The sequence below is a fragment of the Paenibacillus sp. DP01 genome, assembly GCF_044784315.1.
Taxonomy (GTDB): Bacteria; Bacillota; Bacilli; order Paenibacillales; family Paenibacillaceae; genus Paenibacillus; species Paenibacillus polymyxa.
The window spans coordinates 3,034,392-3,054,595 of record NZ_CP173059.1; the positions used below are offsets into that span (position 1 = coordinate 3,034,392).

The window sequence follows — 20,204 nt, forward strand, 5'->3', positions numbered from 1 at the left end:
GTTTTAATTTTTAATTCTTCAAGCCATCCTGAAAGGTGTCTAATATACATTAGGACAGTCCTGTGCAGTCGGGCTAAAAAAGCAATGGGCTTTAAAGCGTCCGGTATTGGTCTGGTTATACCAGGTACCCGGGCAGTCTCCAGCCGGTCTGAAAAACCATAATGCATTGGATGCTGGACGTATTTTTTCACCATTGATTACACGCTGGGCAAGTCGAATGTCCCGATCACGGGCCCTCTGATAAAAATACCCCTTCTGAGTAGCTTCAAAACCTCCGGGGCTTTGAAACACCATGTCATTCATGAGGCGTATCCCTTGGAAATCTAGGCAATTGGCTAAAATTCGGTTCACACCGACATTGCCAACCATGAGCATTCCAGACTCGCCTTCACCTTCAGCCTCAGCCCGCATCAGCCGGGCGAGGGTCCTCACATCCTCTGAGTTGGTCTTGATTACAGCCACCGCGTCCCCTCCTTGCTTCTCCTTCACATACCCTATCCTATGGTACAAATGCCCAATAGGTGACAGTCCAGAAAATAAAAAAATAGCCCCATGAATGGGACTACTCATTTAGGCTTTTATCATGGCTCGTAGATCATCTTACGCGTCATGCCACCATCGACCACTAGATTCGTGCCTGTTACAAAATCATTGCCGGGTTGTGTTAAATACAGACAGGCTCGTGCGATGTCTTTAGGGGTCCCTACTCGCCCAGCCGGATGCCGTTGATGGTCTTCCGCACGCAATTGCTCGTAATCCCCGGTTTCAATCCATCCTGGACTAATACAATTGACCTGAATCCTATCCTTTCCTAGCGATATGGCCATCGCGTGTGTAAGGGCTGCTATGGCTCCTTTGGATGCTGCGTAGGCTTCTGTATCCGGCTCTGACATGAAAGCTCGTGTAGAGGTCATATTAACCACTGAGCCCCCTTCTGCGTTTCGCTTCATTACCTTAGCCGCTTCTCTGGTTGCAATAAAACAACTGCGTACGTTTGTATTCAGAATGTCATCCCATTCTGCTACGGTTAACTCATATGGAGATTTCCACCTGGATACGCCTGCATTGTTAATCAACGTATGAATTGTACCGTATTCTTCTTCCGTGGCACGGATCAGCGCTACAATATCTGCTTCCTTACGCACATCACAAGGAATAAAAATAGCCTGATGACCCTCGTTCCGGGCTGCTGCAGCGGCTGCGGCGCCCTCTTCCTCATTGTAGTCAGCAAATACAACTTTGGCACCCTGAGCAGCATAGGCAAAAGCGACCTCTTTCCCGATGCCATGCGCCGCTCCTGTTACAATAACAACTTGTCCTTCAAATGACACGACTTATTCCTCCTCTGAACTACTCTGTTTTAGTATATATGTACCAAAATGTGCCGTACAAGAAACATTCACAGCCCCCTACCCTGGCTCCTCGCAGAAGGCTGTAAATGAGCATGAATGTTTTTGACTGAATCCTACATTTTAACCTGCTCCAAGCTATAACGATTAAGACGCTGAAACCCGATATACCTTGTACCTTGAAAAGTAAGCCGTCCCTCATCCCCTTCAGCACATTGACCATATTCTTCCCCTGATACCTTGAACTCCATCCGGTCGCCACTCTCCACTTCAAAGGTTACATAATAGAAAGTATAGGTATGACTCCCTTGTTCCTCTTGGCGCCTCTGTTGGAGATGTGTCCTTCTGGCCGTAATGCGGGAACCCACCGTCAACACAGGCTGCCGCTTGTTCCGGCTCCATTCCATGACTTCCCTGCCCGCAGACAACACGACAATACCCAACACAACTACGAAAAATACGGGCAATACCGTACCCAGCCAATCGAACATCCATAATGACTCAAATCCCATGCACCGCACTCCTCTCCGCCAGGCATTCCACAGGGAAACCACTGGGCATCCTGACCTGCCTCAAGCCTTCTATAACAGTATATGTATGTTGCTGCCCAAATTTGATAGCAACCCTCAAGAACGCCAAGAGCCTCCACGGATTAATCCGGGAGGCTCAAGATATGGCGATATCAGAATGGCTCATCGATTTACACATGTACAAGTTGGAGATAACGTTGTGTTTCATCCAGAACTTCATGATCTTCTTCTTCGGCGTAACGCTCTGCGCATTGCTTGCAGTCCTCTTCCGTCGTGCAACCGTAGGCATCCTGACAAGTGTAGCAAAATTGAAGGTAGTATTGGGTTAACATATGATCCTGATTCGCTCTCATGATTATCACTCCTATCGTTGTTTACAGGTTTAGTATAACAGTGGCTCATTTGTTAGTTTGTGATTTTTTTCACATGTTGTCGTATAAAATTTAAATTTTTTAAAAATAAAACGCCCTGGGAAGACATCCCAGGGCAATCACCTTTATCGTGATTATAAAATTCTCCAGTTTGCACCACCATCTGTTGTTTTTAACAGCAGTGATTTCTTGTCGTCGAGTCGTTCCAAAAGCAGCCAACCTACCGATGAAGAAGCAAAACGCAGCTTGACTGATCGTGGGTAGTCTTTTAGCTTCGAAGGCAGCACCTTGTTGCCTTTGAGACTTGTCCACGTCTTGCCTCCATCTATTGTACGGCTCATTCCGTTTACGGTTATAACCCATCCTTCTTTATCGTTTAGAAAGGTACGCCCAGGAGTTATAGAATTATTATTGCTACTCAGACCCAATGGCACATCATTCCATTGTGTTCCTGTATTATTCGTAAACAGCCCGTTATATTTGGTACCGTTATCCCCATAGCAGAAAACCGGAATCCAGTATGAGGAACTGTTACCTTTAAGAGACTGCTGAGCTTCTGCCTTAGCCTGAGGGCACCCTTGCATGCTGTTAGCGACTGAAGTCCACGTTTTCCCTTGATTCGAAGTTTTATACAATTTCACGCTATTGTCCACGTTAATCGCCACAAAACCCTGATTGTTGGAAGAAAAGCTCATTCCCGCCATACTGCCTTGATCGGGTAAACCTGAGCCTGATTTGTTGGAAGTCATACCAGAACTTTGCGCAACTTTATTCCACGTGGCTCCTCCGTCCGTGGTGTGATACAACATTTTTTGTTGATCCTGCTCATTCAGTTTTGTATAAGCCATGATCCAGCCTGTGGTTGGATTTACATATTGAATCGAGCTTACATGGTCTCCGCTAGGTAGCGCTGAAACATCCCAGCTCTGCCCTCCATCTGCCGTTCTTAGAATGACTGTTGCTGTTTGGTCCAGATTTTGGCGGACGACCCAACCGTGACGTGAATCTGTGAAACTGATATCCTTGCCATATTCAAGCTTGTCTTGAAATTGGACGTTTTCAGAAGGAGAAATATTATTCCATGTTTTCCCACCATCATGGGTATCATAAAGTCGAAGCTCATTATGGGTAACTCCCCAAACCAACCCTTTATTGTTATCGATTAAATGAAAATCCGCGATTCGTGTCTGTACTACATATTTGGCGTTTGGATCGCCAGCCTTTGGGGTTACCGGCGGATTAATAGTTATCGTTTGTCCCTGGTCATCTGGTTCCTCAATCGGAGGTTTAGTTACAGTTTTTGGGGGTTCAGCAGAACAGGCAGTTAGCAGGATGCCCGTCAATAGCATTACTCCTCCCAATAGCGCACGCCAGCGCAGTTTCATATCAAAATCCTCCCTCGATGGCATGCGGTAATCACGTGCCAAAAGCTTATCTGAAACAGAATTATACCATAAACACCCCTATGTGACACTTTTCGCGTAATGACAAAAAAAACCGGCTCCTTCACAAAAGTGAAGAATGCCGGCTTTTTTCATACTAATATTGTTAGGATTTATGATTCAACAAACTTTTGTGATATCCATAGAAGAAATAAATCAGTAATCCAAGCAGTAGCCACACGATAAATCCGATCCAGGTGCTGATATGAAGCTGAAGCATCAGACCGATGCAAACCAAAGCACTCAGTAGCGGAAGTAACGGAACCCATGGTACGGTAAACCCTCTTTTTAAATCTGGTCGTGTCTTCCGCAAAACGATGACCCCAACCGAAACTACAGCAAAAGCGAACAGGGTTCCAATACTCGTCAAGTTGGTCAGTGCATGTAACGGGAACAAACCACTTGCCAATGCGATAATGCTACCCACCAGCCATGTGCTTCGAATCGGTGTTTGAGTTTTGGCATTTATCTTAGAAAGAAAAACGGGTAAAAGACCATCTCGTGACATAGAAAAAATTAATCGTGTCTGGCCGTACAACAGCACCAGCAAAACGGTCGTCATCCCAGCAATCGCACCAACTGAAATTAATCCAGCTACAAAATCCTGATGAATAAAGCGGAGAGCAAACGCAACCGGATCACTAACGCCCAACTGCGTATAAGGTACCATTCCCGTTAACACAACTGAAACGGCAATATACAATATCGTGCAGATCGCTAAAGAGGAAATAATGCCGATGGGCATGTTCCGTTGCGGATTGCGTACCTCTTCAGCAGCAGTTGAGATAGCATCAAAGCCTAGATAAGCAAAAAATACGATTGCCGCAGCACTCAATACACCAGAAAATCCATAAGGCAAGAACGGTGTCCAGTTGGCAGGCTTAACATAAAAGATTCCAATTCCAATAAATAGCAGTACGACCCCGACTTTGACACAAACCATAATGAAATTGAATCGGACCGTTTCCTTGGCTCCGAGACTAAGCAACAGTGTGATGAGCATGATGATGCACACCGCTGGCAGATCAATAATGGTCCCCTTGGTCGAATCGAAGGCTGCGGTTAAAGCTAACGGTAGATGTATATCAAATCCGGCCAGCAAGCCTTGAAAGTAAGCAGACCAGCCACTACTCACAGAGGCGGCCGCCACTCCATATTCCAGAATCAAGTCCCAACCTAGTACCCAGGCCAGAACTTCTCCAAAAACAATATAACTATATGCATAAGCGCTCCCAGCCGCGGGAACTGTAGATGAAAGCTCTGCATAGCACAAGGCTGCCAATACGCAGGCAATCCCTGCAATAACAAAAGAAAGCATCAAGCCGGGACCTGCATTTTCTGCTGCTGCCTTGCCAGTAATAACAAAAATCCCTGTCCCGATGATGCATCCTACTCCTAGCATGGTGAGATCAAAAGGCCCCATTGTTCTCTTTAAGTGACCTGTAGATCCGCTTTCCTCGTGCGAGAGCAGTCCTGTTTTTTTTCGAAATAAGTCCATATTCCTAATCCTCTTTCCATAATTTCATGCGTCAATATCGGTGCTGCAACGCTTTAGTGCATGTTCTTATCATTCGATTAATTATTAGCGAGCTCGCCTTTGAAGTCAAGGAAAAATGTCATATTTCTTTGCGGTGGGTAAATATATACGGTACACTGAGTTAGAAACATAAATTTTAAAGAAATACCCCAAAATGAAAAGGTATACAACCCGAGAAGGAGATGAGGATTTAATGAGCTTAAAACCTTACAAACGAAGTAGAGTGGCTATTGTCGGCATGGGAGCGGTCGGTACAACAACTGGCTATACCCTACTGCTGCGCCAACGCATGTCAGAACTTGTCTTTATTGATGTTAACGTCAAGAAGGCGAAAGGGGAAATGCTCGATATGAATCATGGGCTTCCCTTTCTCGGCGGTGTAAAAGTGTGGGCGGGTGATTATGAAGACTGTCGTGATGCAGATATCATCATTGTTACAGCAGGCGCTTCACAAAAACCTGGAGAAACGCGCATTGATCTGCTTAAACGTAATGCCGAAATTTTTGAAAGTATTATTGATAATATAGTCAAGGTCAATACCCATGGCATTTTGCTGATCGCAACCAACCCGGTGGACATTCTCTCCTACATCTCTTGGAAACGCAGTGGTTGGCCTTCAAGCAGAGTTATTGGATCGGGTACATTACTAGACAGCGCACGCTTCCGCTATCTGATCGGGAAGCAAAAGGGTATCGACCCACGAAGCATCCACGCACATATTATTGGTGAACATGGTGACTCCGAATTACCTGTATGGAGCACAGCTAACGTTGCTGGAACACCTCTGGAACTGGGCGAAGAAACGAAAAATGAAATTTTTGAAAATACCAAAAATGCTGCCTATGAAATTATAGATGCCAAAGGCGCAACATCATATGCCATCGGACTGGCTCTCGACCGTATCGTAGCCGCTATTCTTGGAGATGAGGGGTCGGTACTTAATGTGTCCACCCTGCTGGAAGATTATAACGGTGTATCTGATGTTTATTTAGGTGTACCAAGTATCGTCGATCACAATGGAGTACGTGAAATTTTGGATCTTCCGCTCAATGACGAGGAACGTGCAAGGTTGATTCAATCTGCGGACAAGCTAAGAGATCAAATTAGTAAAGTGCATATGTAATTCAGTAAGTTAGGAACATAAAAGCTAAACAAAAACGGGCCTCCACAGCGGATACATCCGTTGTGAGGTCCGTTTTTTGATAATAAAATTCAGTTTGTCGCCCTGCTATACGTTCCAAATTACCAAGGTGGTGTATCGCCATCCATACCCTCATTTTCATGTTGCCGTTTCTCTTTGAGTCGCTCAGCCACCGTTTCAAAGGATTCAGGTTGTAGCAGCTCAATCGGAGAAAATCCCTTTTCAAACGTAAATGCATCACCTTCAATAATAAGTGCATATCTATCATGAAGTTTCGTGATATGCAGCTTGGCACCAAAGTCGGATAGTAACCCACGCACAGCCGTATCATCCAGTTTGAAACGAACTTCAATTTCCGGTTTTAGCTCGACAATATGCTGCGCAGCTTCTACGACCTGAAGAGGCTCCCATTTTCCTTGTAGATCCCGTTTTTCGCTGGCCGCCCACAGTTCCAGATCGCGCTCTTCCTGCTGTCTTTCCTCATTAGATGCATCCGGCCATTTGGTTTCTACATAGTTCTGAACAAAGCCCATGACATGTTCATTAACAATTTCCGGCATGGATTGCTCATAAGTGACGAATTTCAAAAAGTCTTCAAAATACCGCGCATGCGAAGACTGATGTATTTTAAGCTCCCACTCATCGTTCATACCCTCCTCCAGCATGTATGGATACATGATGGATTTCATATTACGGGCTGAAATGGCCATTTCGACCTCACTGACCAGGCTGCTTTCAGTAATTCGTGCAATTTTAGGTTCAAAATCACATTTGAGTACAAAAATAAACGGGTCGTCAGAGTGGGTATTTAATGTAGCCTGTACAATGATCAGTGCTCCACCTCGTACCGCGCTTGTATCCAGATACATCCGCACCAGGTCATCACATGCATTTTTAAAATCTTCCTTATCCTCTGCTGCTCGTAGTCGAGCGAACATATTGAAATTCGGATTACTGCTCAGCTCATGTTCCGGTTCGACGATAAAGCGGCCGATTTTAGTCGGTGCCTGCTCTGTGCTGGGATTTTTTTCAACCTTTCGCTTGCTAATGCGAGCAAATTCCCCGTCCAAAAATTTTTTGACATCACTCTCGTCGTAATCATAGTCATCCATTGTAGCATAATGCTTGTAGGACTTACCGCCTTGTCCTTCTTTCCCGTCTACCTGAATCACAAAAAAAGATAAAAAGTCCACTTGAAAGTTCATTTACGTTCTATACGCTCCTTTTCAGGCATGTACGCGTAATTATATCACTATGATTTTAAAAGGTACATCGGATTCAGATTCTGATAGATAATAGACACGTAATAGTTAACATAATGTTTATTATGTAATTTTGTTTTTTTTATTTGGATATCCCATCCAATTTGTAAATATGTAGTGATCCACCCCTCTTCTATTCTAATCCGCTTTTTGCATGATTGACTATTTCCTTTTCTATTCTCTATTTTATTCAGGGATTACAAAAAACATTTGACTAAATAACAGTATATTTATTATATTATCTATTGTTATATAGACAAATTTTAATTTTGTTTATAAAAATATTCAAGGAAATACTCTGAAAATAAGAAAGGAGAGTTTGTTGTTGTTTAAAAATCCATATATAAGGACCATTATCGCCTCCAATGCGTTGCTAAATTTGGGCATCTGGGTGCGGAACTTTGCCATACTGTTGTATGTAACAGATCTGACCCATAATGATCCTGTATACGTATCGCTCATTTCGGTCGCTGAATTTGCGCCTATCTTTCTGTTTGCCATCATTGGAGGTACATTTGCAGATCGTTGGCGGCCTAAACGGACAATGGTTAGTTGCGATCTGCTGTCGGCCGCGTCTATTTTTATCGTGTTGCTCGCATTGTGGTACGGGTCATGGCAGGTGCTCTTGCTATCCACTTTCTTTTCGGCCATTCTATCTCAATTTTCTCAGCCATCTGCGATGAAAATATTAAAGCAGCATGTAGCACCAGAACAGCTTCAGGGAGTGATGGCTCTTTTTCAGTCTCTCATGGCATTATTTATGGTTATCGGTCCTGTCGTCGGTGCATTTATTTATCAACACTTTGGAATTTTCTCTTCATTGTCTATAACAGGAATGTTGTTTCTTATCTCTGCGCTTGTTCTAACTCGTATCCCACAAGATGAGCAAGTAATTGAGATAGATCGACCAACTCATTTCATTGAAGAGCTTAAAGCAGGAATACGTTATGTATGGAATAACCGTACACTTCGCACGCTTGGAGGAACATTTACCATAATTGGGCTGGCGGTCGGACTTATTCAACCATTAATGGTTTTTGTAGCTATCGAGAACCTTGGACAAGATAAGGAATTTTTACAATGGCCGTTAATGGCGAACGGGGCGGCTATGCTGTTGGGCGGCGGTCTGATTATGGGGGTTGCCAAAAAAGTCCAGCCGCAATTGCTGCTGGCGACTGGACTTCTGGTCAGCACACTGACAACCTTTGGAGTCGGATGGTCGCACAATATTGTGCTGACAATGGCATTGCAAGTACTCAGCGGTCTATTTTATCCTTGCATTCATATTGGTATCAACACGATGATGATGAAAAATGCCGAAGCTGCTTTTATCGGCCGCGTCGGTGGTGCCCTCTCTCCCCTGTTCTCGGGGATGATGGTCGTGGGTATGAGCATCGGCGGTACACTCAAACGCGAATCCTCCCTGAACACCGTATATTCCGTGAGTGCCGGTTTATTTTTACTGGGAGCGATGCTGTTGTTACCATTGCTACGTGACAGGCAGCCTGTACAAGCTGTCATAGCCGATGATTCTGAATAACACCACAAGAAACCGCCCTTGGTAGATATGACATCTCCCGGGGCGGTTTCTTAATGTTTATATCCTGAGTTCATACAGACTATTACTCTCTTACCTCATGCTGTCTGTTCCACAATCGTGCATATAGGCCGTTGTTACCCAACAGTTCATCATGTCTTCCCTGCTCCACGACCCTTCCTTTGTCCAACACTACAATACGGTCTGCGTTTCGAATCGTTTTGAGCCGATGAGCAATCGCAATAACTGTTCGACCTTGTACAAGACGATTAATAGCCTGCTGAATATCCCTTTCATTCTCAGGGTCCAGCGAAGACGTAGCTTCATCTAGCAAAACAATCGGCGAATTTTTAAGTATAGCGCGGGCAATGGATATCCTCTGTTTCTCGCCGCCCGATAACGTACTGCCTCCCTCACCTACCCGGGTATCATATCCCTTGGGTAGCCTGGATATAAAATCATGGCAACAAGCTTGGCGAGCAGCAGCTTCGATTTCTTCCTGTGTAGCATCGCTTTTGCCAAATCGAATATTGTTCGCAATGGTATCTTGAAACAGATATACATCCTGGAACACCATAGATATCTTGCGCAATAGCGCTTCCGTATTCATCTGTTGTATGTTGTTTCCACCTAATAGCACGCTGCCCTGATCCGGGTCGTAAAAGCGGGCAATCATCCGCAATACCGTACTTTTTCCGCTGCCGGAGGGTCCTACTAATGCTGTGAAAGAACGAAACGGCATAGACATACTCACATTCCGCAATACTGGCTGATCACCATATCCAAAACTTACGTTTCTTAGTTCAATATCGTGTCTCTCCGAAGGCAATTGGTCACCCGGCATCACTGGCTCGTTCAGCAATTGGACGATACGTTCACCTGCCTGCTCGTGGTATCTAAATTCAGCGAAGTTTACAAGTGCAGTGGTTAGGGGATCATAAATACGTGTTCCTACAATCAGAAAAGAAACAAACACAATAACATCCATCTGACCCGCCAGCAGTAGATATACACCGATCATAACCATCCACGTCAAGCCAGACCGCATGAAAGCAATAGCAGCCAATACAATCGGTCCTAACAACCCTTCAATACGGATGCTGTGCCGCATCAGTTCTCTAAACGCAAGCTCCAGCCGGACAAAACGCTCACCAGTTAGCTGGTAGGCTTTAATCACCCGAATACCATTTAAATACTCCTGTAGACGATTCGCAGCATTGATTTTGGCACGCATATGATTGGCCCCCAGCCGCCGCTGGATACGGGAAGTAAGCAATACCAAGCAAATGGCCACCGGAAAAGCAGCAAACAATGCCAGCGCCATCCGCCAATCTAAAAAGGATAATCCAATTAATGCCAGAAATGGCATCGTCACCGCCCCGATCATCTGCGGCACCAAATGGGAAATTCCATGTTCCACCATTGTAAAATCACCCATCATCATATTGGCTAGGTCACCGGGATCGCGTTTGTTCAGAAATCCCAGAGATAGTCTTCGCAAATGCTCAGCTAGACGCGACCTCCCGGTTACCGAGGCATCATAGGCTCCACGGTATTGGGAACGATAGGCCGGAATCTCACACAGAAACAGCAGAAGTAGCGACAGGAGCAGACCTCCACTAATCCACCATAAGCCAGCAGATTGGAGCGAAGCTCCCGGATGGATGAAAGGCTCGAAAATCAGACGGGCCGCCCCTACCAGCAAGGCAAAAGGAACCAACCCTGCGATATTGGCTAAGGTTGTGTATAATACCGGTTTTAACAGTACCCTTGGATTTCCAGCCGTGATACTTTGCAACATTCTCATCATTGAGCCGCCTCCTCTTCCCGTGCCCCAATCTGCCATTGTCCGACATCCGTATAGGCCTGCCATAAGTGGGCATACAGGCCGTTTACTTCCAGCAACTCACTGTGCTGACCCCGTTCAGCAATACGTCCTTCCTGAAGCACCAGAATCTGATCCGCATGCTGAATAGTAGACAAACGGTGTGCAATAACAATAACCGTCTTGTTTTTCATTAGTTCTTTTAATGCCAGCTGCATTTCATATTCATTTTCAGGATCAGCAAATGCCGTAGCTTCATCCAATACGAGAATAGGTGCATTTTTGAGAATGGCACGTGCTACCGCAAGTCGCTGCTCTTCTCCGCCCGATAGGTATACCCCTCCAGCTCCGATGAGCGTATCATAGCCGTTCGGCAGCTTACAAATGAACTCATGACACTGTGCTGCCTTTGCAGCCGCTATAACCTGCTCCATAGAAGCCTTCGCATCACCTACGGCAATATTGTTAAATACGGAGTCATAAAACAAAAAAGTTTCCTGAAATACAAAAGCAACCGTATCCATCAGGTTAGATGTGCTCATCTGGCGGATATCGGCCCCACCAATGCGGATTGCACCTTTCTGTACATCCCAAAAACGCGGCACCAAATTGGCGATCGTCGATTTACCGGAACCAGACGGGCCGACTAAAGCGGTCATTTTCCCTTGTCTTGCCGTAAAAGTGATATTAGACAGCACATAGGTCGATGGATTGTCATCTCCGTCCTCATGCTTGTTAACCTCTTCTGTGTTTCCATAGGAAAAGGAAACTTGCTCGAACTGCACATCATAAGTAGTCGGCTTTTGCGGATGTGCTGGCTCTTGTATTGCAGGTTCTTTAAAAATACGATCAATCCGATCAACGCCTTCATTAATATCACGCATTGAAGACATGAGATGCATAATTTTAAACATGGGTGCTGACACCCCGGGGGCCATTACCAGAAAAAATAGTAACACCGAGGCAAATGCAACATTCTGCGGGTTACCACTCAACAGGTATACACCGACAGGAAGTACAAAAGCAGCGAATGAGCCAATGATTACCTTAAAGACGAGAAAACCAGTTTCAAATTGGTCAGTGAATCTCATGCAATATTCACGATAATGCACCATATCGGAATAAAACTTACGAAACGAATGCACCGTCTGTCCAAACACCTTGATTGCGGGTATACCACGGACATACTGCACAGCCGATCCGTTTAGACGTTCCAGTGAGTTATAATATTCCTTGATGTTATCCTGTGTTTTGGAGCCACCGATCAGCGTCATTTGAACGGTGAAAGCAAGCAGAATCGGCACGATACAAGCAAACGCCAACCATATATTCAAGCTAAACATGGTGACAATCATCACTACTGCTGTCACGATAACCTGCACCAGATCCGGTAATTGGTGAGCGACAAACGTCTCTACTTTTTCCACATTTTGCTCCAAAGTCTTTTTGACAGCCCCCGTGGAAGTGCCATTAAGCCATCCTAAGGGGAGTTTACCGATGTGCGCAGACAGCTTGACGCGTAAGCCGTATAAAATACGGAAAGCCGCAATATGTGAGATAAGCCCGCCGATGTACATTGTAATAAGGCTGGCTAATAAACCTGCTAAAGCAATCAGTCCCCATTGAATCATCAATGGCCCGTCTGCTGTTGTAGGTTGTGCAGCGTGCTCAAGTAGCTCCTTGAGTACAAAATAAACTGAAGCATAAGGCACCAACATGAAAATGGCACTTAAACCGGAAAATAAAGCGGAAACAGCAAGTAATCCGCGTTTTTCCCCAGCGATTTGAAGTAATCGGGCAATGCCCGTTTTTGGTTGCATGAATCATTTCTCCTTTCCAAATACGGCAGTTGCAGAATGCTTGAGCCTGTGTCTATTGTAGGCTCACATTCTGCTTCCTACCGCCAATTCCGGGAGAAACATCACCACTGGAAGGAGAGTTTTATAAAGATGAAGGTTTTATAAGGAGCATAAATTCTTATTTTTTCGGTAGGCACTTGGATTGTAGCCATATGTTTTACGGAATAGTGCGGCAAAATGACTAAAGTTACTATAGCCGACCATCGCTGACGCTTCACTGACTGAAATCTGCTCCTGTTCTAGCAGTTGCTTGGCTTTTTCCAGTCTCTGCTGGCGCACAAAGCCAAATACTGTTGTGCCGAATAGCTCTTTAAAGCCATTTTTCAGTTTTTGCTCATTAATATGTACCATCTGTGACAACCGAATCAGACTGGGTGGCTGCACCAGTGTACGGAGTAAAATGTCTCGCGCCTCGTGAATACATTGCACATCAGTGGGTTTAATTGTCATAGTAAGTTTAGGTGGAGAAGTGCGTGTTTCTTGCAAAAACAGAGCCATCAATTCCAGCGTCTTGCTCTCCAAGAAAAGCTGACGGGTTATGCCCTCATAAGAATGAGACGACAATTCCTGAGCAATAGCCCGCATATCAGGAGTAATCAACGCTTCTATGCAAGCAAAAGACTGCTCCAAACGAATACCCAGTTCCTGTAGTAACTCTTGCCATAGCAATGGATTAAAACGCAGCTCTAGATGATTCATCACATTACTAGCTGCTATCTCTGCGTGAATCTTCACATCATTCATGTAGACGAGCTGTACATGTCCCCCGTGCTCACGATCTGAACGAAAATCATCCACAGACCAAGTGGCGGAATAATCGATGTTTAGTGCCAACTCCAGATAAGGCTTATCAATTCTTCTTGATATCTGGACTGGCTCATGAAATAACATTTTGCTTTGTGATAGCTCAAGGCCATTGCGCAAAAAATGTGTTCGATGTATTCCGTCTCCCCACTTTTCGGGTATCTGATAAAAATGTTCGTGCTGTATTCCTGCTGGAGTGGAGCTATTTTCATGAATCATTAAGTTGGAATCGATTATCTGATTAAAATATTCATTAAAAGTAGACGGTGAAGTTTGTGTCTTCATCTTGTCATCACTTCCTTCTTATAGCTGGATTCGCAGTACATACGAGTTTCATTCACCATTACAATTATAATGATTATCATTCTCAATTAAAAGATGATAATCATTCACCGAGTAGTTAGTTTACATAATATATATTACATAAACCCCTTATCCTCATGGTCACTTTTACATCGAATTGAAGAAGTCGCCCTTGACTTCATTACCTGTCTGATCGTATATTATGGATAGATCTTCAATTAAGGGAGAGATTTTAATGTCGGTGAACGTTCTTAACTAAGCAATTGCATATTCAGGGAAGACCATCAGGCGCTTGTACCCTTTAGGGACAGGTTTGTTTCTTGCTGAGTTTTTACCCTGGTATTAGTTAAGAACATGCGGATATCATAAATCGCCTTAGGGATTATTTTCATCTAGGCCTTATTCCGTGCTGTGTTCAGCACGGTTTTTTTGTTTCCAACTTTTGTGAACTCCTTTTACACGTTTTTCTATTCATAAGCCAATGAACTGATATGTTGGTTGGCATGTGGATTAAAACGCAGAATTGATGAGAGCACATGCTGGATTATAGGCTTATTTGATGATACACTCCCTCTCCCTTAAAGGGCGGAGAATGGACGTTTTGTTCATTCTCCGCCCTTTTTTGTTTTTCAGAAAGGTTTTAAAAAATCCTGTCAATACACAACTAAAGGAGAGATTTATCCATGAATGAAACTACAATGTTGCGTTTGGAATATGATCAGATTAAAACAAGAGTGTCTGAATGTGCTTTTTCGTACCTAGGTAAGCAGCATGCCGCTTCCATGCAGCCAATTACAGATATCCGTACAATCAAAATTCGTCTTAACGAAACGAGCGAAGCTTTACAGCTCATTCGCCACGGAGCTAGCGTACCTGTTCCTTCATTGGAAGGAATGGAGCACATTCTGCACCTCTTGGGAACTGGCTATATGTTCAGCGAGCGTGATTTTTCTCATTTGGCCCAATTCATCAGAAGCTGCATGCAGCTGATGAAATATATGCATGCCAAGGCGGATTCAGCTCCAACCGTCAGTGCTTATGCCTCTTCCATGTATGACATGGAGTCACTCCTATCCGAAATCGAGAGATGCATTTATTCGGGTCGAGTAACGGATAATGCCAGTAAAGAACTAGCTAAAATTCGCAAAAAAATTGCAGTTACTGAAGAACGTATCAAGAGGAAACTAGATTCTCTTATCAGCCGTCACCGAGCCATCATGCAGGAAAATATGATCAGTCAGCGCAATGGCCGTTACGTCCTTCCGATCAAAAAAGAATTCCGCAAACAAGTGAAAGGCAATGTACTGGATGAGTCAGGTAGCGGTCAGACCGTCTATGTGGAACCTGCCGAGATCATAAATCTGCAATTCGAACAGAGCGCAAATATGGCAGAAGAATCAAAAGAGGAAATGAAAGTGCTAGGAGACCTGACTGCAATGGCTGAGTCATACAACCGTGAACTAAGCATTAATACAGAGACGGTAGGCATACTGGATTTTTTATTAGCTAAAGCCAAATACGCTATGACTCTGGATGCTGTCTCTGTCGAGCTTAACGATGATGGGATAATAGATATCTATGGTGCACGTCACCCATTGATGGCCCATACTATGGTGCCGCTTGATTTCTCAATTGGTGAAGGTTATTCTTCACTTATTATTACCGGGCCAAATACAGGCGGAAAAACGATGGCTCTCAAAAGCGTAGGTTTGTTAACACTCATGGTGCAATCCGGCCTGCTGGTACCTGTTTTGCAAGGTAGCCGAATGGCTGTATTCGAGGACATTGTGGTAGACATCGGGGATGGCCAAAGCATTGAACATGCTTTGAGCACCTTTTCTGCTCATATTCGCAATATGATTGGCATTTTGGAAACGGCAGGCAGCTCTACTCTGATCCTGATCGACGAAATGGCCTCTGGTACTGATCCGGGAGAAGGCGTAGGCCTATCTATCGCGTTACTGGAAGAATTTCATCGTCGCCGTGCGACAGTAGTGGCTACCACGCACTTTAGCGAAATCAAGCATTTTGCTGAAAACACACCGGGGTTCCAAAATGCTCGCATGGAGTTTGATACCGAAACATTGCAACCCTTGTACCGACTTCGCATTGGCGAGGCCGGGGAAAGCTACGCATACGCAATTGCTTTGAAGCTAGGCATGTGGACTCGCATTATCGAGCGTTCTGAGGCCATTTCTGCTGGAAGAACGTCTCAGGATGCACAGGAGTTTTTGGTTATTCCCCCTTCTTTTGATGATAAAAAGTCTGACGATGTATATAAACCTGCCTCTAAAAAAGCATCTACAGACCGCACAGTCGCAAAACAGGGAAAACAAGAGCACCCGCTCATAACCAAGCCATTTGCTCTTGGAGATAGTGTTTATGCCAGCTACCTAGATCGAACCGGTATTGTTTACAAAACCGAGGATGAACGAGGCAATGTTGGAATTTTGATTCAAGGACAAAAGCTGATCATAAATAAAAAGAGGCTCACTCTTCACATCGCTGCAACAGAATTGTATCCTGACGACTATGATTTGGATATTGTTTTAGAAACAAAGGAAAACCGCAAAAAACGGAAGCTTCTAACGCGCAAGCATGTTCAGGGGCTGATAATTGAATCTCCCCCGGAAAATGAAAAATAAGTTGCTTTGAAATGTTATACGTATCAAATAAATAAACATAATATATATTATGTAAACTTAAAAAAGCAAAAAGGCGTGTCTTAAGTTCAAGGCACGCTCTTTTACTTTTATTTTATCTTATACCTCAAGATGGTGTGACTGCATGTAGTTGTATATAGCACCTAGCAAATTCGCTTCATTGCCTAACTTACTTTGTTCAATATCTGCACGCACAAAATTTAAGATCGAATGCAGGTAAAGTTTCTCTAATTCTTCTTTAATGGTAGCAACCAGCAAAGGATTGGCAGATATGCCTCCCCCGATCACAAACTTTTGAGGGTCAAGAATTGTTTGTAAATTAATAATTTGTGTTGCGATGTTCCTACAGTATTCTTGAAAAATCTTTTGTACCGTGTGATCACCTTCTTCAATAAGCTTGAATATTTTTTCACCTGTTATAGCATCTTCAGGAAGTCCTTTAGCCTTGGCAACAGTTTTAGCTAAAACAGAACTACTCCCTTGCATACCAAGCAGATAATCAACATTGTCTGCATGCTCATTGTTAGTTCTGATGAAGGAGAATTCCCCAGCCGATAAATGATGGCCTTTCAGCAATTTCCCTTGAGAGATGATTCCACCGCCCATTCCTGTTCCAACTACCAAAACTACACCATCAGCGATCCCCTGTAGTGAGCCGCGCCATACTTCTCCAAGAGCTGCACACTTCCCATCATTTTCAATAGCTACAGGCAAATGAAACGCTTTCTTGAAAACTTCGATCATATTGATATCGTTTATATACCTTAACGAACCACCATGCACCATATGACCAGTGACCGAGTCCACAATACCTGGCATGCTGACGGCTACTCCTTCACATTCATCTATAAACTGATTATGAATTTGCTTCAAGACTATAAGCAGATTCTCTAGTGAATCTAATGGTGTAGCAACTTTACCTTTCGTCATAAATTTATCTTGAAAATATAAACTGAATTTAATAAAAGAGCCACCAATATCAAAAACCAGTATTTTATTTTTCATGCTGCTTATAGTCCTCTCATTGGGTAGTGTGAAATCTGGAGTGTATCTCTTAAAAACGATAATTAATATTAATGCTTTTGTAAATCCATCATTTTCTTTATCGTTAATAACACACCGTTCTCTTCATTGGATTTGGTGATAAAACTTGCTGCATTTTTAGTATTCTCACAAGCATTTTTTACAGCAAAACTGTATTTGGCAATACTCATAAGCTCCACGTCATTTTCACCATCTCCAAAAGACATGGTTTCGTCCATAGTAACACCCAATATCTCTTGGAGTTTTCTTACCGTCTCCCCTTTATGGGTATGAAGGGCTGTAATATCCAGCCAATTTGCTTCAGAATCTACAATATAAATTTGGTCTAGTAGCGTCTTTTCAACATGTTTTCTTAAAATGGAACTTCTCCCTGATGGATCGTAAACAGTTATTTTAAGAAAGTTGCTATTTATTTGATCAAACGAATCAATCTTCAGCACTTCCTTGTAGGAGCCCTTCACAATCTTGTAATATTCCTCTTGAATTTGAGAGTGGACATAGGCTGCTTCAGTTGTACATGCGATGATAATAAAATCCTTAGCGAAAGCTTCAATTTGACCGATCGCTTGTAAAGCCAAATTACGTTCAATTGTAAACTCTTTTACAACGACTCCATCCCTTTTAATGCGAGTAGCACTGTCTCCCAAGATCCAGATTCCTTTTCCGTGCTCATCAAACAACTCTTCTACTCTTTCACATTGCTTACCTGTACAAGCAACAAAGGCGATATTATTTTCTTTCATCTCTCCGTACACCTGATTAAATAATTCAACATCAAAAGTACCACTATTGTTCAGAAAAGTACCATCCAAATCACTTACTACCAGTTTAAACATAAATAAGCCTCCCTTAATTGTTAGAGTTTCCTACCGGTCAGTTCATACTTACGGTTTTTTATGTTCTTTCCAGGGATCAATATCAAAGTCTCTATTAACCTAAGACATTTTCAATCCCCACATTGTCCCACTCCCTTGTATTCGTATCTCGACCTTTAGCAAAACCTATCCAATGTAATGGGCTCGAAACAGATTCGATTCACTTCATAAATCACTTAATTAAACATGTTAATAAAGTTAGTAAAAAAAGACCTTTATTAAGTGGATACAAAGCTACTCGAAAAAATCATCGATGGAGCGGTAAGGCTTTACTTCTATAGGATCTCTTGATAACACTACACAACAATACGTTCCCCCCCATATAACTAAACATAATAAAATGAGTGAGATCATAGGGTACTCTCCTTTCTCTTTTAGGTTATATATTTACTTTAGCCGATGAAACGCGTTTCAGGTCAAGTTGTAATTTGTCTTAACTCTTCAAAATTTTCTTCTTCAGTATCCGATTCACTTGTTCTGAACTGAGCAGCATAAAAAGAAGGAACACAACGACTGCAACTGGAAAAAAATGAATACTTACCTGTGAAGCTATAATCCCAAAAATGGGCGGGAGCAAAGTCGTTCCTGTATAAGCAACTGCCATTTGATACCCCATGAGTTTAGCGGAATTTTCCTTACCAAACCGTGTTGGTGTTTCATGAAGAAGTCCAGGGTAAATCGGCGCAAGCCCTAAACCAATAAGAATAAAACCGGGTAATAAAAAGGCAACAGGCAAAGGAAGCAACAAAATGAGTCCTCCTGCAACAGCAGTAAGTTGGCCAATTCGGATTAGCATACCATTATTTATTTTTATAGTTACAAACCCCGTAATAAGCCTGCCAACCGTGATTCCACCATAGTATAAAGATATCCAACCAGCAGCAGTGTCGGCTGTGATGTTCCTTGCGCTTACCAAATAGCTGGCTCCCCATAAGCCCACCGTGGCTTCCACACCACAATAAAACAAAAAAGCAATGAGCGTGTTCTTAACTCCTTTCATTTGAATTGGATTTTGTTTGGGTATGTTCTCAACTTGTACGATATTGTCATCCATCTGTGAGTAGTCTGATGGGGATTCAGAAATAATGGGATTTTGTATCGCGGTAACACGTTTCCATAATGGCAGTGTAATGAGCAAAATAATAACAAGGCCCCACTGAATCATGGATACGGCTGTGTAACCACTTCTCCATGAATTGTAGTTCGAAATGTAGAAAGACATAATTATTGGCCCCATGGTAGCTCCAACTCCCCAAAAGCAATGCAGCCAACTCATATGATGTGCCTTATAATGAGTAGCCACATACTGATTGAGTGCTGCATCAACAACTCCCCCGCCAAGACCAAGAGGAATTGCTAATAGTACAAGCCAAAATAATGAAGGCGCAAAAGAAAATCCAAGTAACGCTCCTGCAGTCAAAAAGCAGCTCATTAGGGTAATCTTACCTGTGCCTATTTTTTCAATGATACTTCCGCTAGCTAGACTTGATACAATGGTTCCGCCTGCAACGACCATGGATACTATTCCAGCTGGCCCAAAAGCTGCCCCAAGTTCCGGCCACATCACAGGCCATGCTGCCCCAAACAGGGAATCCGGGATTCCCAAGCTAATAAACGCTAGATAAATAATAATCAGAAACCAGGTTGCCAACATTCCTTTCC

At 43.4% G+C, this 20,204-nt stretch carries 16 protein-coding genes; 3 read left to right on the forward strand and 13 right to left on the reverse strand.

The window, feature by feature from the left end:
- Nucleotides 1–39: 39 nt before the first annotated feature.
- The 6 genes from ACH59B_RS13245 to ACH59B_RS13270 all read right to left on the reverse strand — a co-directional run bounded on the left by ACH59B_RS13245 (nt 40) and on the right by ACH59B_RS13270 (nt 5,190).
- Nucleotides 40–462, reverse strand: a complete 423-nt coding sequence (locus ACH59B_RS13245; RefSeq protein ID WP_016820774.1) for a cell wall hydrolase — start codon at nt 460–462, stop codon at nt 40–42.
- Nucleotides 463–581: 119 nt separating this feature from the next.
- Nucleotides 582–1,331, reverse strand: coding sequence for an SDR family NAD(P)-dependent oxidoreductase (locus ACH59B_RS13250; RefSeq protein WP_404301776.1), 750 nt, complete (start codon nt 1,329–1,331; stop codon nt 582–584).
- 134 nt (nt 1,332–1,465) lie between these two features.
- The gene (locus ACH59B_RS13255) at nt 1,466–1,861 is read right to left on the reverse strand and encodes a DUF2500 domain-containing protein (protein ID WP_044786033.1); all 396 of its coding nucleotides are present in this window, start codon (nt 1,859–1,861) and stop codon (nt 1,466–1,468) included.
- A gap of 188 nt (nt 1,862–2,049) precedes the next feature.
- Nucleotides 2,050–2,232: a hypothetical protein gene (locus tag ACH59B_RS13260; RefSeq protein WP_013371387.1), complete on the reverse strand. Its 183-nt coding sequence runs from the start codon at nt 2,230–2,232 to the stop codon at nt 2,050–2,052.
- Between the two features lie 152 nt (nt 2,233–2,384).
- Nucleotides 2,385–3,635, reverse strand: coding sequence for a YCF48-related protein (locus ACH59B_RS13265; RefSeq protein WP_031461541.1), 1,251 nt, complete (start codon nt 3,633–3,635; stop codon nt 2,385–2,387).
- Nucleotides 3,636–3,798: 163 nt separating this feature from the next.
- Nucleotides 3,799–5,190, reverse strand: a complete 1,392-nt coding sequence (locus ACH59B_RS13270) for an amino acid permease (RefSeq protein WP_090890563.1) — start codon at nt 5,188–5,190, stop codon at nt 3,799–3,801.
- 232 nt (nt 5,191–5,422) lie between these two features.
- Here ACH59B_RS13270 and ACH59B_RS13275 point away from each other — a divergent pair, with 232 nt between their 5' ends.
- Nucleotides 5,423–6,352, forward strand: coding sequence for an L-lactate dehydrogenase (locus ACH59B_RS13275; RefSeq protein WP_016820768.1), 930 nt, complete (start codon nt 5,423–5,425; stop codon nt 6,350–6,352).
- A gap of 119 nt (nt 6,353–6,471) precedes the next feature.
- Here ACH59B_RS13275 and ACH59B_RS13280 read toward each other — a convergent pair whose 3' ends face one another.
- Nucleotides 6,472–7,575: a DUF3900 domain-containing protein gene (locus ACH59B_RS13280; protein ID WP_016820767.1), complete on the reverse strand. Its 1,104-nt coding sequence runs from the start codon at nt 7,573–7,575 to the stop codon at nt 6,472–6,474.
- Nucleotides 7,576–7,957: 382 nt separating this feature from the next.
- On the opposite strand from ACH59B_RS13280, the gene ACH59B_RS13285 reads away from it, so the two are divergent.
- The gene (locus ACH59B_RS13285) at nt 7,958–9,172 is read left to right on the forward strand and encodes an MFS transporter (RefSeq protein WP_404301780.1); all 1,215 of its coding nucleotides are present in this window, start codon (nt 7,958–7,960) and stop codon (nt 9,170–9,172) included.
- 82 nt (nt 9,173–9,254) lie between these two features.
- On the opposite strand, the gene ACH59B_RS13290 is transcribed toward ACH59B_RS13285, so the two are convergent.
- From ACH59B_RS13290 to ACH59B_RS13300, 3 genes are all read right to left on the reverse strand, one after another.
- Nucleotides 9,255–10,976 carry an ABC transporter ATP-binding protein gene (locus ACH59B_RS13290; RefSeq protein WP_404303966.1) on the reverse strand — a complete coding sequence of 574 codons (1,722 nt, stop codon included), beginning with the start codon at nt 10,974–10,976 and terminating at the stop codon, nt 9,255–9,257.
- Nucleotides 10,976–12,814, reverse strand: a complete 1,839-nt coding sequence (locus tag ACH59B_RS13295) for an ABC transporter ATP-binding protein (protein ID WP_404301782.1) — start codon at nt 12,812–12,814, stop codon at nt 10,976–10,978. Before ACH59B_RS13295 ends, ACH59B_RS13290 begins: the two co-directional genes overlap by 1 nt.
- 138 nt (nt 12,815–12,952) lie before the next feature.
- Nucleotides 12,953–13,942 carry a helix-turn-helix transcriptional regulator gene (locus tag ACH59B_RS13300; RefSeq protein ID WP_404301784.1) on the reverse strand — a complete coding sequence of 330 codons (990 nt, stop codon included), beginning with the start codon at nt 13,940–13,942 and terminating at the stop codon, nt 12,953–12,955.
- A gap of 701 nt (nt 13,943–14,643) precedes the next feature.
- Between ACH59B_RS13300 and ACH59B_RS13305 the strand changes: the two genes are divergently transcribed.
- A complete protein-coding gene (locus ACH59B_RS13305; protein WP_193189872.1) occupies nt 14,644–16,605 on the forward strand; it encodes an endonuclease MutS2 in 1,962 nt (653 codons plus the stop codon).
- 117 nt (nt 16,606–16,722) lie between these two features.
- Here ACH59B_RS13305 and ACH59B_RS13310 read toward each other — a convergent pair whose 3' ends face one another.
- The 3 genes from ACH59B_RS13310 to ACH59B_RS13320 form a co-directional block, all read right to left on the reverse strand.
- Nucleotides 16,723–17,628, reverse strand: coding sequence for an ROK family protein (locus ACH59B_RS13310; RefSeq protein ID WP_017427037.1), 906 nt, complete (start codon nt 17,626–17,628; stop codon nt 16,723–16,725).
- 68 nt (nt 17,629–17,696) lie between these two features.
- Nucleotides 17,697–18,503, reverse strand: coding sequence for an HAD-IIB family hydrolase (locus tag ACH59B_RS13315; protein WP_017427038.1), 807 nt, complete (start codon nt 18,501–18,503; stop codon nt 17,697–17,699).
- Between the two features lie 472 nt (nt 18,504–18,975).
- Nucleotides 18,976–20,196: a sugar MFS transporter gene (locus tag ACH59B_RS13320; RefSeq protein WP_017427757.1), complete on the reverse strand. Its 1,221-nt coding sequence runs from the start codon at nt 20,194–20,196 to the stop codon at nt 18,976–18,978.
- Nucleotides 20,197–20,204: the final 8 nt, after the last annotated feature.

What these genes read in the sequence shown, in the direction of transcription:
- ACH59B_RS13270 (WP_090890563.1), bottom strand. Translation starts at nt 5,190, where the DNA reads ATGGACTTATTTCGAAAAAAAACAGGACTGCTCTCGCACGAGGAAAGC.
- ACH59B_RS13280 (WP_016820767.1), bottom strand. Translation starts at nt 7,575, where the DNA reads ATGAACTTTCAAGTGGACTTTTTATCTTTTTTTGTGATTCAGGTAGAC.
- ACH59B_RS13255 (WP_044786033.1), bottom strand. Translation starts at nt 1,861, where the DNA reads ATGGGATTTGAGTCATTATGGATGTTCGATTGGCTGGGTACGGTATTG.
- ACH59B_RS13315 (WP_017427038.1), bottom strand. Translation starts at nt 18,503, where the DNA reads ATGTTTAAACTGGTAGTAAGTGATTTGGATGGTACTTTTCTGAACAAT.
- ACH59B_RS13300 (WP_404301784.1), bottom strand. Translation starts at nt 13,942, where the DNA reads ATGAAGACACAAACTTCACCGTCTACTTTTAATGAATATTTTAATCAG.
- ACH59B_RS13320 (WP_017427757.1), bottom strand. Translation starts at nt 20,196, where the DNA reads ATGTTGGCAACCTGGTTTCTGATTATTATTTATCTAGCGTTTATTAGC.
- ACH59B_RS13265 (WP_031461541.1), bottom strand. Translation starts at nt 3,635, where the DNA reads ATGAAACTGCGCTGGCGTGCGCTATTGGGAGGAGTAATGCTATTGACG.
- ACH59B_RS13290 (WP_404303966.1), bottom strand. Translation starts at nt 10,976, where the DNA reads ATGAGAATGTTGCAAAGTATCACGGCTGGAAATCCAAGGGTACTGTTA.
- ACH59B_RS13275 (WP_016820768.1), top strand. Translation starts at nt 5,423, where the DNA reads ATGAGCTTAAAACCTTACAAACGAAGTAGAGTGGCTATTGTCGGCATG.
- ACH59B_RS13260 (WP_013371387.1), bottom strand. Translation starts at nt 2,232, where the DNA reads ATGAGAGCGAATCAGGATCATATGTTAACCCAATACTACCTTCAATTT.
- ACH59B_RS13295 (WP_404301782.1), bottom strand. Translation starts at nt 12,814, where the DNA reads ATGCAACCAAAAACGGGCATTGCCCGATTACTTCAAATCGCTGGGGAA.
- ACH59B_RS13310 (WP_017427037.1), bottom strand. Translation starts at nt 17,628, where the DNA reads ATGAAAAATAAAATACTGGTTTTTGATATTGGTGGCTCTTTTATTAAA.
- ACH59B_RS13305 (WP_193189872.1), top strand. Translation starts at nt 14,644, where the DNA reads ATGAATGAAACTACAATGTTGCGTTTGGAATATGATCAGATTAAAACA.